Below are 13,706 nucleotides of genomic sequence, written 5' to 3'. Positions count from 1 at the left end.
GTACCTAACCCCTTAACAGCTTGAAAGTCTGCATTGCTGAGAAACCAAGTGTAGCCCGCGAGATTGCCATGGTGATTGGCGCCAAGACAAAAAAAGACGGCTACTTTGAGGGCAACGGCTACCAGGTAACCTGGACCTTCGGCCACTTCTGCACCCTGCGCGAGCCCGACGACTATCGCCCTGAGTGGAAGCGTTGGAGCCTCTACGACCTGCCCATGCTGCCCGAAAAGTATGGCATCAAGCTGATGAACGACAGCGGTGTGCAGAAGCAGTTCGGCATCATCAAGAGGCTGCTGGAAAACGCTGAGGAAGTGATTAACTGCGGTGACGCCGGCCAGGAGGGGGAAGTAATTCAGCGCTGGGTGCTGACCGAGGCCAAGTATAGAAAACCCTTCAAACGCCTCTGGATCTCCTCGCTCACCGAGGACGCCATCCGCCAGGGCTTCGCCAAGCTGAAAGAGGGTTCTGAGTTTGACCTGCTCTACCAGGCCGGCAAGAGCCGCGCCATCGGCGACTGGCTGCTGGGCTTGAACGCCACGCGCCTGTTCACGCTCAAGTACGCCAACGGCGGCCGCCAGACGCTGTCCATCGGCCGGGTGCAGACGCCTACGCTGGCCATGATCGTCAACCGCCACCACGAGATTGCCAACTTCGTGCCGCAGCCTTACTGGGAGCTTAAAACCGTGTACCGCGACACCACCTTCGCCAGCACCAATGGCCGCTTCCAAAAGGAAGAGGAGGCGCAGAAAATCATGGAGGCCATCAAGCAGGATGAGCTGACGATAACGGACGTGGAGACGAAGAAAGGTACTGAGTCTCCGCCCAAGCTCTTCGACCTGACCTCGCTGCAGATTGAGTGCAACAACAAGCACGGGCTGTCGGCCGACGAGACGCTGAAGACGGTGCAGAGCCTGTATGAGAAGAAGGTTGTCTCCTACCCTCGCGTGGACACCACCTTTCTCCCCGACGATATCTACCCAAAAATACCGGGCATCTTAGGCGGTTTGACGAACTACAGGCAGGAAGTAGCGCCGCTGCTGCAAAGCAAGATTCGCAAGACGAAGAAAGTCTTCAACAACAATAAAGTTACCGATCACCACGCTATCATCCCGACCGGCGACTCGGCCAGCAACCTCTATGGCCGCGAGGCGGATGTATACGACATCATCACGCGCCGCTTCATCGCCGCCTTTTACCCGGACTGTATCGTGAGCAACACCACAGTGATGGCCGAGTCGGCGGGTTATACTTTTAGAGTAAGAGGCAAGCAGATCCTGGAGCCGGGCTGGCGCGTGCTGTACGGCGCCGAAGACGTGAAATCGTCGGACGCACCTGCAGGCAAAGAAGGCAAGGAGGAAGAAGAAGCCGCCGGTGTGCTGCCGCATTTTGAGAAGGGCGAGCATGGGCCGCACGAGCCGCTGCTGGAAAAGAAGATGACCAACCCGCCCAAAGAGTATACCGAGGCTACCCTGCTGCGCGCCATGGAAACAGCCGGCCGGCAGGTGGACGACGAGGAGTTGAAGGAAGCGCTGAAGGAAAACGGCATTGGCCGTCCCTCTACCCGTGCCGCCATCATCGAAACCCTGTTCAAGCGGCAGTATATCCGCAAGGACAGAAAGAAAATCGTGCCCACGCAGATGGGCATCGACCTGATTGGCGTGATCAAAAACGAAACGCTGAAATCGGCAGAGATGACGGGGCTATGGGAACGCAAGCTGCGCCAGATCGAGGGCGGGGAGTTTAAGGCTGAGGCGTTCCTGAAGGAGTTGGAGCAGTTTGTTACCAACCTGGTGCAGGAGGTAAAGTATGACCGCGCCACCGTGACGCTGGAGCCGCAGCAGGAGGAAAAACCTGCCGCCAAAGGCAAAAAGCCAGCCTCAGCCAAGGCAGCGGAAAAGAAGGAAACGGCTCCAACCAAAGGGCTGGGCTCCTGCCCTGCCTGCAAAGAAGGCCACATCCTCAAAGGATCCAAGGCTTATGGCTGCATCCGCTACAAAGAGGGCTGCCGCTTCCTCATCCCAATAGAGCAGCACGGCAAGGAACTGACCGAAAAGCAGGTGCAGGCCCTGCTCAGCAAAGGTAAGACCCCCACCATCAAAGGACTTAAAAACGAGCAAGGCGAAAGCTTTGACGCCATCCTGAAACTGGACACCAACAACCAGCTGCAGATAGAGCTGGTAGAAAAAGCCGCCGCCAAAGACCCGTTTGAGCAATGCCCGCGCTGCAAGCAGGGTAAACTGTTGAAGGGAAAAGCTGCTTATGGCTGCAGCCGGTTCCGGGAGGGCTGCCAGTTTGTAGTGCCGTTCGAGATGGGCGGCAAACAGCTGTCGGAAAAGCAGATTGCAGCACTGCTACTGAAAGGCAAGACGCCAAAGATTAAGGGCTTCATCTCCCAAAAAACCGGAGAACCCTTCGATGCCTCGCTTACCCTAAACGAGCAGTGGCAGGTCGTGTACCAGTTCTGATGTTACCGGACATGAGTCCTGCTAAAAAAAGAAGCGGCTATAATTGCTTATAGCCGCCTCAACAGGAAAAGTATACGTTAGTTTAATTACTTCACAAGTACAGGCACTTGCTGCACAGTCAGGTTTGTGCGCTTATCCGTAGCCGAAACAGCTAACTCATAGTTACCAGGCGCTACACCGCTTACGGTCAGTGTGGTGTCAAACTCCACTACCTTTCTGCCCGGCTTGGTGCTGAAGTTTATCACGGCCCTCTCCGAACCCTCTCCGCGTAGCGTAACGTTCAGGTTCTCCACGTTGTCCTTGTCAACAGCCGTAACGTTTACCCTCAGGCCAGTGGCAGCCGTCACTTTCTGGTTCTTGCTAGGGTTGTTGATGGTCAGGCTTGGGGTTGAGCCGTCTGGTTGCAGGCTGCCGCCTTCAAAGATGTCCTCGCAGGAGGTAAGTACCGCTACAGCAGCTAAGGAGGCGAGGATTGTTTTCAGTTTCATAGGTAATTTGGCTAAAATAACTTGCTGTTGCCAGGTTGGTTCGCAGCAAAATTGCACTTATTAGCCAGCATTTACCGCCACCACTCTTATCCAACGCAGCGCAAAGTTATACATTGCCACCAAACCTGCAAAACAATTCAGTTAAATTTTACAAATTTAATTATATTTTATACCTGGAACTAATCCTCAAATCGAATATACAACACGTTAAATAATAGTATATTAAAGCTGTCCAATATAAAAACAGTGAAAAAGCAAGATAGCTATACATAAAAATAAAGTGCAATTTAAAATTAGTTTTACAGAAGCTACACTTCAGTACAATGCAAGCTTTCAATTGCACCAAAAACACAACACCTAAAATTATGGGGTTTTACCTAAAGTAGATGAGCGGCCAAGCAAGCAAATCATACTTAACTAACGGGCAGGATAACATATCATCCTGACCTCCGTAAAAAACACTGCGAAAGCACTATACTATGGATGCGTTCGTAAAACGTTCTTTTTTAACGCCGTAACATCTTTAAATTAAAACGAAAAGCTATGAGAAGCTATGAGAACTCGGGCTACAACCCGTACAACGACAATGACAGGACCCAGTCAAGAGGTTCTGCCAGAAACTATTATTCAAACGATTTTGACATGACAAACCGTAGCCGCCGCACAGGCTACGATTCTTCCTCGTCCGGCTACGGATCGCGCCAATCAGGTTTTGGTTCCGGCCAGGATGCATACACCGGATCGGGCTATGGCAATACATCATCTTATGGCCGCTCTGCCGGTACCGGATCTTCTAACTATGGCTACGGCTCTTCGGGCTACAGCTCAGACTACGGCCGCAGCAGCGGAGACCGCGATACCTGGGACCGCACCAAGGATGAAGTAAGATCCTGGTTCGGTGACGATGATGCCGAGCGCCGCAGAAGAAGAGACGACATGCGCGACAGCGACCGCTGGAGCAGCAGCAACTATGGCTCTTCTAACTATGGCCGTTCGTCCGGCTATGGTTCTTCGGGCTCTTCCTATGGCTCCGGCTCGTCTTACAGCCCAGGCTCTACGTACAGCAGCGGCTCCAGCTATAGCGGAAACTATGGCAGCAGCAACTACGGAAGCGGCAGCGGCTCATCAGGCTATGGCAGTGGCTCATCATACGGTATGGGCACTTACGGCACCGGCTACTCCGGCAGAAGCTTGGGCTCAGGCTCCAGCTATGGCTCTTCCGACAGAGACAATACAGGCTACAGATCATCCGGCTACAGCGGCGGCAGCAACTGGGACAGAGACCGCCACTCTTCTTCCAGCTATGACCGCGACAGATACCGCGATGATGACAGAGGCTTCTTTGACCGTGCCGGTGATGAGATAAAATCCTGGTTCGGAGATGAGGAGGCCGAGCGCCGCAGAAGAATGGATGAGATGCGCGACCGCGACAGGGACCGCGACTACAACACCGGCAACCGGTATGGAAGCTCGTACGGGAACACCTATAGCGGACCTCCCTACTCTTACGGTTCCTCTTCCAGAAGAGATTACGAATGGTAGGCATACCGACAGGCGGCCGTTTCTGAGCGGCAACCGTTGGTAAGTCAGCCAAATCAATCCAATAAAAAAGCCCTGCTACCAAGGTAGCAGGGCTTTTTGCATTTCAGGCTTCTATATTCAAAGAATTTTATACTTTTGCCGGAGCATGTGCCGCTCTACATGGCCACAGCCATTATTTTAAAGTTAACATTTTATACTTTAACATGAAGAAATTACTACTTGGTTTAAGCCTTGCCCTGATGGCAGGCACAGCCAGCGCCCAAAGTGTGGGCATTAAAGCCGGTCTTAACTATGGCTCCCTAACAGGCGATGATGCAAAAAACCATGACTATCGCCCTGGCTATACCGTCGGCCTTACCGCCCGCTACGGCCTTAACGAACTGATAGGAGTGCAGACCGAGGCCCTGTTCACCTCCAAAGGCGCCAAGCACAGCTACAGCACCAATGGCACCGATATCGAGAACCGCCTTCGCCTGAACTACCTGGACATTCCGGTGTTGCTGCACCTGCAGGTAAGCGGTCTATACTTTGAGCTTGGCCCCCAGGTTTCTTTCCTGCTGAAGGGCAAGCAGATTACAGAAGTGAGCCGCTCCAACACCACCACTACCACTGAAACTGATATCACTGACAACCCCTATCCTATCGACTTTGGCTACGCTGCCGGAATCGGGTACCGCGCCCCGAGCGGCATTGGCCTGGGCCTGCGCTACAATGGCGGGCTGAAGAAGCTGGATGACGAGGGAAGCTATGAAGGCCGCGAGCGCTACAACACTGGGTTCCAGCTAACCCTGAGCTACGTGCCTGGTTACAACAGATAAAAAAGAGGAGCCTCCTGTAAAACAGGAGGCTCCAACAAACTAATCATAAACATTTAGGTACTTAGGTAGTAGCGGTCACTTCGCCAGTTACGCAGTAGATATGCTCGAACTGCTTAAACTCCCCATCACGCACTTTCAGGTCGCGTAATAAGCCCTCTTTAATATCATACACCAGGCCCCACAACCTTGGCGGGTTGTCCCCAAGCTGGGCATTCTGAATAATAGAGGTTTTTGACAGGTTATGCACCTGCTCGATGATGTTCAGTTCCACCAGACGGCGCTGGCGCTGCTCCTCATCGGCAATGCTCATCAGTTCCTGCTCGTGCAGGCGTATTACATCCTTGATATTGCGCAGCCAGTTATCAATAAGGCCAAACTGTTTGTTGGTGGCCGCCGCCGCTACACCGCCGCAGCCATAGTGGCCGCACACAATAATATCCTTTACTTTAAGTACCTCCACTGCGTACTGCAGCACCGAGAGCAGGTTCATATCGGTATGCACTACCATGTTGGCGATGTTGCGGTGCACAAATATCTCGCCCGGGCCTGTGCCGGTTACTTCGTTTATCGGAATGCGGCTGTCTGAGCAGCCGATGTACAGGTAACGTGGCTTCTGCCCGTTGGCCAGTTTCAGGAAAAACTCGCTATCCTCAGCCAGTTTGGTGGCTACCCACTTCTTATTATTCTCAAAAATCTGCTCCATATATGCTTTTATAGCCTTTAAAAGTATTACAAATTATTTAAATATGATGCCTGTGTTGCCATATTAATGCACATCCATCACTGCTACCTCCTTGATATTGAGCAGCTCCACAAAGATGTTGCGCTCATGTGCTGTCTTCTTAAACTCCTGTATCGCCTCCAGCACATCGTAGTCTATATACTCTGAGTTTTCGCCGTCGATGATCACGTGGCTGTTATGCGGCAGGTGGTCCAGGGTAAGTACAATGCTGGCCTTGTTCAGGAAAGACACGTGCTCGCTCAGCTTGATCCGGATAACCTCGCGCTCGCGGTGCTCCTCCTTATGGAAGAAGTATGGCGACTTGTAATTGGCTTTCAGGATAAAGAATACGCCCACTACCAGGCCCACGCAAATACCCACCAGCAGGTCGGTGAACAGGATAGCCAGGATGGTAATGATGAAGGGAATGAACTGTTCTGATCCGATCTTGATTTGCTGCTTGTACAGGCTCGGTTTGGTGAGTTTATAACCTACCATCAGGAGTACTGCAGCCAGCGCTGAAAGCGGAATCAGGTTCAGGAAGTTGGCCAGGAACAGCACCGACAGGAGCAGGAACACGCCATGTATAAAGGCCGACATTTTGGTTTGGGCGCCCGAGGTAACGTTGGCAGTACCGCGCACGATTACCGCTGTCATGGGCAGGCCACCCAGCATACCGGCTGTCATGTTACCTACACCCTGCGCCAGCAGCTCCCGGTTGTTCGGTGTGCGGCGCTTGTGCGGATCCAGTTTGTCGATGGCCTCTACGCTAAGCAGCGTTTCGAGGCTGGCCACAATGGCGATCGTAAAGGCCACTACATACAGTTGCGGGTTAGCGAAAGCACCCAGATCCGGGAAGCTTAGCACATCCCCCATTTCAGCCAGGGAGCCAATCACCGGAAGTGTCACCAGGTTTGACGAGCCCACAGCCAAAGCCGGGAAGGAAGCCTTGAACAACTCATTCAGACCGATGGAGAGCAGCACCGCTATCAGAGCACCGGGCACTGACTTTGCCACTTTAAATTTCTTCACTGCAGGGGTATCCCAAAGTATAAGGATGGCGAGCGAGATAGCACCAATCAGTAGCGCCCCGGTGTGCACGGAGGCTAAACCGGCTGTTACATCAGAAAAAAGTGTGCTGTAGAACGTCTCGTTGGCACCCATGAAACGGGGAACCTGCTGTATGATAAGGATTAGGCCAATGGCTGCCAGCATTCCCTTAATTACCGAGGAGGGGAAGTATAACCCAATCACCCCGGCCCTTATTAAACCAAGCCCTATCTGCAGAGCTCCGGCCAGCACGACCGCCGCCAAAAAGGCCTCATACGTCTGCATGGTTTCGATGCCGTTCAGCACGATCACCGTCAAACCTGCCGCCGGGCCACTTACGCTTAGCTGCGAGCCGCTAAGCCATGCCACAACCACACCACCTACCACACCGGTGATGATACCGGCAAACAAGGGGGCACCGGATGCGAGTGCAATGCCAAGGCATAGCGGCAGCGCCACCAGGAATACGACCAGGCCCGAAGGAAAATCCTTGCCGAGCGTGGCCAAATAATTTACTCTTTCTCCTCTTTCTGTCATGTTTATACTTAGTCTTACTACTACCGACAAGTCTCCACGCCGCGCCCGCTAATGCAGGGCGCAAGCGTAGATTAACCTGTCTCACCTAACTGTTACAAACCTACGTGAGCAAGATTAAGGCGAAATTAAAACGACATTAAAAGGAGATTAAAATGAGTTTCAGGCGGAAATTGTGTGGTAAGCCTGTGGCAGGGAGATCATCACTTCGGTGCCCTTGTTTATCTGCGAGTGCACTTCAATACTGCCTCTGTGCAGCTTGAGAATACGTTCTGCCAGCGGCAGCCCGATGCCGTGCCCGGTGATATTGCGCACGTTATCTGCCCGGAAGAACGGCACAAACACGTGTTTCAGGTCTTCGGCGGCAATGCCCAGGCCACGGTCCTGCACCCGCAGCACCACCTGGCGGCTCTGCACCTCTATCTGCCCCCTGGCCACCTGCCCGTCCGGCGAAAATTTAATCGCGTTCTCCAGCACGTTCAGCACCGCGATCAGCAACAGGGCCTCGTTCCCCTGCACCATCAGGCGCTTCTCATCATCCGGGAAACTGGCAAAGTCAATTTCGATGCGGGCGTTGGGTTGGCGTTTGAGGGCCTGGTCGCGGGCCATCCATACCAGCTCATCAAAGCGCAGCATGGACAGCTTTATTTTGGATTGGTCTATACTTGCCTGGGCAATCTGGAGCAGGCCGTTGGAAAGCTCGGTGAGCAGGCGGGCATCTTCCAGGGTGCTGCGCAGCACGCGCTGGTACTCTTCTTTCTCACGCGGCTTCATCAGGGCCACTTCCAGTTCCCCGATCATGGTGGTGAGCGGCGTGCGCAACTCGTGCGAGGCGTTGGAGACAAAAGTGCTCTGCATCTCGAAGGATTGCTCCAGGCGGTCCAGCATGTTGTTAAAGGTCTGGGCCAGGTGCGACAGCTCGTCTTTTCCGTCGGCATTGCTCAGGCGCAGGTGCAGGTCGTTGGCGCTGATCTTCTCTACCTCGGCTACCACTTTGGTGATGGGCCTTAGTGCCTGCTTGGAAAACAGCCAGCCCGCCAGCACCACCACTACCAGGGAACCCATAAAACCAACTACCAGAATAATTTTGAGGTTCTGAAGCTTCCGGAGGCTGTAGGAGTCTATGCTGGAGGCAAACACCAGGTACGCACGCCCATCGTTTTCATACATAATTCCCACCACCTGACGCACGTCGTTGTCATACTCCAGCACCTGGCTTTGCCGCAGCAGATCGAGTATAGCCGGCGTTATGCCCAGGTCGCCCTCGCCGTGGCTAAAGACCTCTTTGCCTTCGGCATCAAACACCCGGACCGCCTCTTGCGGCAGCTCGTGGTAGAAGTCGATCATAAACTGGCGCTGCTGCTCTGCGCTTACATTATCGGATTCCAGCACGTAGAGGGCCGTTACCTCTGCCCTCCGGAGAATACGCTTGTAGAAATCGTCCTGGCGGTAGAGAGAGGTGAAAGAGTATACCACCAGCGAGAACACGATCATGATCAGGGCCACGATGCTGGCAAACTGCAGCGTTAGTTTAGAGCGTATTTTCATCCCTCGTCCTGCTCTTTAAGTACATACCCCATGCCCACCAGCGTGTGTATCAGCCTGGAGGAATGGCCTTTGTCAATCTTCTTGCGCAAAAAGTTAATGTATACGTCAATCACGTTGCTGCCCGTGTCGAAGGAGGTTTCCCATACTTGCTCGGTGATGTCCACCCGGGACACCACACGGCCTTTGTTGCGCAGCAGGTAATGCAGCAGGGTAAACTCGCGGGCAGTCAGGCTGATGGGTTTGCCGGCGCGGGTTACGGTTTTGCGCGTTACATCCAGCTCCAGGTCGGCAATGGAGAGGCGTTCCCCGGTGTTGTTATCGCTGCTTCTTCTGGAAACGGCCCTGATGCGGGCAAGCAATTCCTTAAACTCAAAGGGCTTGGTCAGGTAATCGTCGGCGCCGGCGTCGAGTCCGGTTATCTTATCGTCGGTGGTGCCGAGGGCTGTCAGCATCAAGATGGAGACCGTGCTGTTGTGGCGGCGGATCTCACGGCATACGTCCAGCCCGTTCATGTGGGGCAGGATGATGTCGAGGATGATCAGATCATACTCATTCTGCAGCGCCAGCCGGATGCCCAGGCTGCCATCATAAGCCTGATCCACCTCGTAGTTCTGCTCCTCCAGGCCTTTTTTTATAAAGGAGGCGACTTTGGGTTCGTCCTCAATAAGCAGTATCTTCATGGGTAATAGGGTTAGCAAAGTGGCTGGTTACCTCACGCGGCACACAAATGTACAACCTGGAAGCCAAAATTTAACAGCCAAAACTGGCCTGGCACTATTAAACGCACCAAATCGTTTCATATTTAATGGCACACGGACATCACCACCACCATCATCATGGGCACCACCACGGGGAGGGCAGCAACATTAAGGTAGCCTTCTTCCTGAACCTGGGTTTCACCCTGCTGGAGATAGTGGGCGGCATCTGGATAAACAGCGTGGCTATACTTTCGGATGCCCTGCACGACCTCGGCGACTCGCTTTCGCTGGGCCTTGCCTGGTATTTTGAGAAAGTGGCCAAGCGGGGCCGCGACCACAAGTATACCTTCGGCTATAAGCGGTTTTCTATACTGGGTGCCGTAATAAACTCGGTTGTGCTGCTGGTTGGTTCCTTTTTTATACTTTCTGAGGCCATCCCACGGCTCTGGAACCCGGAAGAGGTGCATGCGCCCGGCATGATTGGCTTCGCAATACTTGGTATAGTCGTAAACGGCGCCGCTGTACTCCGGCTGAAAAAAGGGAATTCCATCAACGAGCGCGTGGTGAGGCTGCACCTGATGGAGGATGTGCTGGGCTGGGTGGCCGTGCTGGTAGGCGGTGTTATTCTATACTTTTTCGACCTGCCCTGGATAGACCCGCTCCTGTCGGTGGCCATTACAGTGTATGTGCTCTACAACGTGGTGCGCAACCTGCGCGACACGATGACCATCCTCTTGCAAGCCTCCCCTCCTCACCTGAAGCCGCAGGAGATTGAGGCAAAACTACAGGCCATCCCCGGCATTTCCTCGGTGCACGACCTGCATGTCTGGACGATGGACGGAAGCTACCATATCCTGACGGTACACGCTGTGACAGGCACCTCGCTTCCTCCGGCGCAGGCCGAGGAGCTTAAGAAAGAAGTGCGCGCCGCCATGGCCGAGATGGATATTCAGCACGTAACGCTGGAACTCGAAAGCCCCGACGAAGTTTGCAGCCACGAGGGCGCGCTCTGACGAAAATTAGTTCTGGTTCAGGTGCACCGCCTCCCGCACGAGGTCGGCAAAGTAGGCCTCGTCTATGTCGGCGATGGTGCGGATTTTGATGTGCGGGTGCTGGCCGTTACGGCTTACCAGGCGGCGATGGGGGTCTGCCATCTCTCTGCCCCTAAAAAAACCAAAGTGGATGCCGCTGCGCGAGGAGGCGAAGTAACAGACCGGGCCATAGAAAAAGTAACAGGCACAATCCCAGCGCACGCTCTCCTCCAGGTGGGCAACGGAGGTGTTTATGATACGGCGTACTTCCTGGGCAAGCAGTCGCTTTTCCGGCGACAGCTTCTCTACATACTCATCAACTTGGTTCGTGGTGGTCTTGCTTCTCATGGGGAGTCTGGTTCTCTATTAAATTAAAATTCAAGAACACTTAAATATACTGAAGTTCTAATATACGGCAATAGCGGCGTAAGGGTTGTCATAGATGCTATGAAACCACTATATAGGCAAAATCAAACGTTAGGCAAGTATAGACTTATACTTGGGCAACTACCGTAGCTGCAGGATGCGTTGCTCCAGTTCGTGCAGGTCTACGTATCCGGCTGTAAGCCGCTGGGGCCCGTCGCTGGTGTTCAGGTAAACGCTGGGGAAGGTCGTGGCGCCGATGTCATCTACAAAGGCAAACTCCTCCTCCATCTGCTGCATAATTTCATCAGACTCAAACAGGGTCAGGAAGAGGTTCTCGCGTATCCCAAAAAGTCCTACCAACCGCACCAACTCGCGGGTTTCCTTCAGGTCGATGTTGTCGACGAAGAAGGCAGAGTGCATGGCGCGCAGCACCTCCAGGGTAAGGACGGGGCGCAGCAAACGCACACAGAGCATGGCGCGGCAGGCTGGCTCGGTGTTAAACACAAAACTGCGCTGGATGAAAAAACGGTACTCGAAAGGTAGGTAGGTGCGCTCCTGCACCCGGTGCCAGCTGATGGCCAGGCGCTCTTTCTGGTCGTGCTGCAAGGGGTGAGACTCGTGCGCCTGCAAATCGCCGAAGCGCACCTGCACGTCCAGGTGCCCCTGCCACAGGGCCCGCAGCCGGCGCATGACAGGCGTGAAGCCATAGCACCAGGCACACATCGGGTTGGTAATATAAAGCAGCGACAGGTTTGGTGGCAGGTTTCTCATCAGCGTATAATCTTAACCATAGGTTTTACCCCTTAAACCTGGCAAGGGTTGTATGGCCACACACGCCAATCTTTTAAAGAATTAATAAGCCTTTGACCCTTTGAAAGATGGCGCAAGTATAAATTTCACGCTATCCCCCACCAAACTTTCTAACTCTTTAACTCCTAAACTCTCCAACTTCCTAACTATAGATCATCTTCACCGTCATGCCGCCGTCGATGGTAAGGCTTTGGCCCGTGATGAAGTCGGCTTTATCGGAGCAGAGAAACAGGGCGGCTTCGGCGATGTCCTGCGGCTGGCCCACGCGGCCCACCGGGTGCTGCTGCTTGTCTTCTTCTGAGTGCCGGGGTTCATACTTTTGGCTATCCTTCTTCCAGTCGCCGGTCTCGATCCAGCCCGGGGCGATGGCGTTTACCCGGATGCCGTCCTTGCCCAGGCTAATGGCCAGAGAATGTGTGAGCGCCTCCAGGCCGCCTTTGGAGGCCGAGTAAGCAAAGGTATCCGGCTCCGACATAAAGGCGCGGGTGCTGGTAATATTCAGGATGGCGGGGTGCGAGGCCTTCTGCAGCAGGGGCAGCGCATACTTGGTACAGAGCAAGGGGCCACGCAGGTTCACAGAGATAATTTTATCAAAGTCAGTTATAGATAGCTCCTGCAGCTGCCCCTGAAACGGATCGGCTATGCCGGCGTTGTTGATGAGGGCGTCCAGGCAAGTATACTTCTCCCCCACCTGCCGCATCAGTTCCTGCACCTGGCTTTCTATACTTACATCACAAGGTATAAACTCCGCAGGCAGCCCTTTTAGCCGCTGCAGCGCCTGCTGGCCCGCCTCCGCGTCCATATCGGTGAGGATGACGTTGGCGCCGGCCCTGGCAAAGGCCTCTGCCATGCCGAGCCCAATGCCTTGCGCAGCACCCGTGATCAGGATGTTTTTTTGCTGGTAGTAGGAGTGATTCATGATATACTTTTGTGCGGTTGTGAAGTATGATGTATACTTTGCTATACTTTAAATATTAACGCCTACTTCGCTGAAGTGTAAACCCACCCCTAACCCCTCCAAGGAGGGGAATAATAATAAAATTTTAGAAATTCCCCTCCTTGGAGGGGCGGGGGTGGGTTAATCGCAACTTAGGTTTTAAAACCCGAATTATAAAAGCACTAAATGCAAAACCCGCTGCCTTATCTTGGTAAGTGCAGCGGGTTTTGTGGTTTCGGGCTGGTGGCAGCTTAGCGCTTCTCCAGTTGTCGCCTCAGTTTGTCTTCCACGTTTTTCAGCAGCTCAAACCAGTTATCGCCTTCATCATGGGCAAACACATCGTTGCCCGGAATGCCCACGCGCATGCGCACGCTCTTGGTATTGGTCGACTGGTTAGGCTCTTCTTTAAAGTATACATCCACCGAATCTATCTTCTTGTTGTGGCGCTTAACTTTGTCTATCACGTCGCGCACGCCCTGCTGCAGGGCATCCGAGATGGAAATATCAACCGCCTGTACGTCTAGTTTTATGCCTTCGTAGTTCTCTGTGTAGTTCATAGGTTATTTGTTTTCAAGTATAACAAACGGCAGGATGCATACTTTATACTTCCTGCCCCTTGGTTTGCCATTTAAACGTAAGGCCGGGGGTTTGGTTAAACAGGTTTTATACTTGCGCTTCCGGTTCCTGCGATAGTCCTG

The 13,706-nt window shown here is 53.5% G+C and carries 13 protein-coding genes; 4 read left to right on the top strand and 9 right to left on the bottom strand.

What is annotated here, in order from left to right; genetic code table 11:
- The first annotated feature begins 20 nt into the window (after nucleotides 1-20).
- Complete coding sequence (locus BM040_RS15000; protein WP_092103242.1) at nucleotides 21-2,465, top strand: type IA DNA topoisomerase; 2,445 nt, start codon at nucleotides 21-23, stop codon at nucleotides 2,463-2,465.
- Nucleotides 2,466-2,551: 86 nt separating this feature from the next.
- On the opposite strand, the gene BM040_RS14995 is transcribed toward BM040_RS15000, so the two are convergent.
- Nucleotides 2,552-2,953, bottom strand: a complete 402-nt coding sequence (locus tag BM040_RS14995; protein WP_092103240.1) for a hypothetical protein — start codon at nucleotides 2,951-2,953, stop codon at nucleotides 2,552-2,554.
- 543 nt (nucleotides 2,954-3,496) lie between these two features.
- Between BM040_RS14995 and BM040_RS14990 the strand changes: the two genes are divergently transcribed.
- Entirely contained in the window at nucleotides 3,497-4,495 is a 999-nt protein-coding gene (locus BM040_RS14990) for an SWFGD domain-containing protein (RefSeq protein ID WP_092103238.1), read from the top strand.
- A gap of 203 nt (nucleotides 4,496-4,698) precedes the next feature.
- Nucleotides 4,699-5,313 carry a porin family protein gene (locus BM040_RS14985; RefSeq protein ID WP_092103236.1) on the top strand — a complete coding sequence of 205 codons (615 nt, stop codon included), beginning with the start codon at nucleotides 4,699-4,701 and terminating at the stop codon, nucleotides 5,311-5,313.
- Nucleotides 5,314-5,374: 61 nt separating this feature from the next.
- Here BM040_RS14985 and BM040_RS14980 read toward each other — a convergent pair whose 3' ends face one another.
- From BM040_RS14980 to BM040_RS14965, 4 genes are all read right to left on the bottom strand, one after another.
- Nucleotides 5,375-6,016, bottom strand: coding sequence for a carbonic anhydrase (locus BM040_RS14980; protein ID WP_092103235.1), 642 nt, complete (start codon nucleotides 6,014-6,016; stop codon nucleotides 5,375-5,377).
- A gap of 63 nt (nucleotides 6,017-6,079) precedes the next feature.
- Complete coding sequence (locus tag BM040_RS14975) at nucleotides 6,080-7,621, bottom strand: SulP family inorganic anion transporter (RefSeq protein WP_092103233.1); 1,542 nt, start codon at nucleotides 7,619-7,621, stop codon at nucleotides 6,080-6,082.
- Nucleotides 7,622-7,780: 159 nt separating this feature from the next.
- The gene (locus BM040_RS14970) at nucleotides 7,781-9,166 is read right to left on the bottom strand and encodes a HAMP domain-containing sensor histidine kinase (RefSeq protein WP_092103231.1); all 1,386 of its coding nucleotides are present in this window, start codon (nucleotides 9,164-9,166) and stop codon (nucleotides 7,781-7,783) included.
- Entirely contained in the window at nucleotides 9,163-9,846 is a 684-nt protein-coding gene (locus BM040_RS14965; protein ID WP_092103229.1) for a response regulator transcription factor, read from the bottom strand. Before BM040_RS14965 ends, BM040_RS14970 begins: the two co-directional genes overlap by 4 nt.
- Before the next feature lie 125 nt (nucleotides 9,847-9,971).
- On the opposite strand from BM040_RS14965, the gene BM040_RS14960 reads away from it, so the two are divergent.
- Entirely contained in the window at nucleotides 9,972-10,877 is a 906-nt protein-coding gene (locus BM040_RS14960; RefSeq protein ID WP_092103228.1) for a cation diffusion facilitator family transporter, read from the top strand.
- A gap of 6 nt (nucleotides 10,878-10,883) precedes the next feature.
- Here BM040_RS14960 and BM040_RS14955 read toward each other — a convergent pair whose 3' ends face one another.
- The 4 genes from BM040_RS14955 to hpf all read right to left on the bottom strand — a co-directional run bounded on the left by BM040_RS14955 (nucleotide 10,884) and on the right by hpf (nucleotide 13,565).
- Nucleotides 10,884-11,243, bottom strand: coding sequence for a DUF1801 domain-containing protein (locus BM040_RS14955; RefSeq protein WP_092103226.1), 360 nt, complete (start codon nucleotides 11,241-11,243; stop codon nucleotides 10,884-10,886).
- Nucleotides 11,244-11,402: 159 nt separating this feature from the next.
- On the bottom strand, nucleotides 11,403-12,032 hold the full coding sequence (locus BM040_RS14950; RefSeq protein ID WP_092103224.1) for a DsbA family protein: 630 nt from the start codon (nucleotides 12,030-12,032) through the stop codon (nucleotides 11,403-11,405).
- A 181-nt stretch (nucleotides 12,033-12,213) separates the two neighbouring features.
- A complete protein-coding gene (locus BM040_RS14945) occupies nucleotides 12,214-12,990 on the bottom strand; it encodes an SDR family NAD(P)-dependent oxidoreductase (RefSeq protein ID WP_092103222.1) in 777 nt (258 codons plus the stop codon).
- Between the two features lie 269 nt (nucleotides 12,991-13,259).
- Nucleotides 13,260-13,565, bottom strand: a complete 306-nt coding sequence (gene hpf / locus BM040_RS14940; RefSeq protein WP_092103220.1) for a ribosome hibernation-promoting factor, HPF/YfiA family — start codon at nucleotides 13,563-13,565, stop codon at nucleotides 13,260-13,262.
- Nucleotides 13,566-13,706: the final 141 nt, after the last annotated feature.

Origin of the sequence: Pontibacter chinhatensis, from assembly GCF_900113285.1 — a bacterium.
Taxonomy (GTDB): Bacteria; Bacteroidota; Bacteroidia; order Cytophagales; family Hymenobacteraceae; genus Pontibacter; species Pontibacter chinhatensis.
Note: the sequence above shows the minus strand (reverse complement) of the source record. Positions and strands in the feature narration are given on the sequence as shown.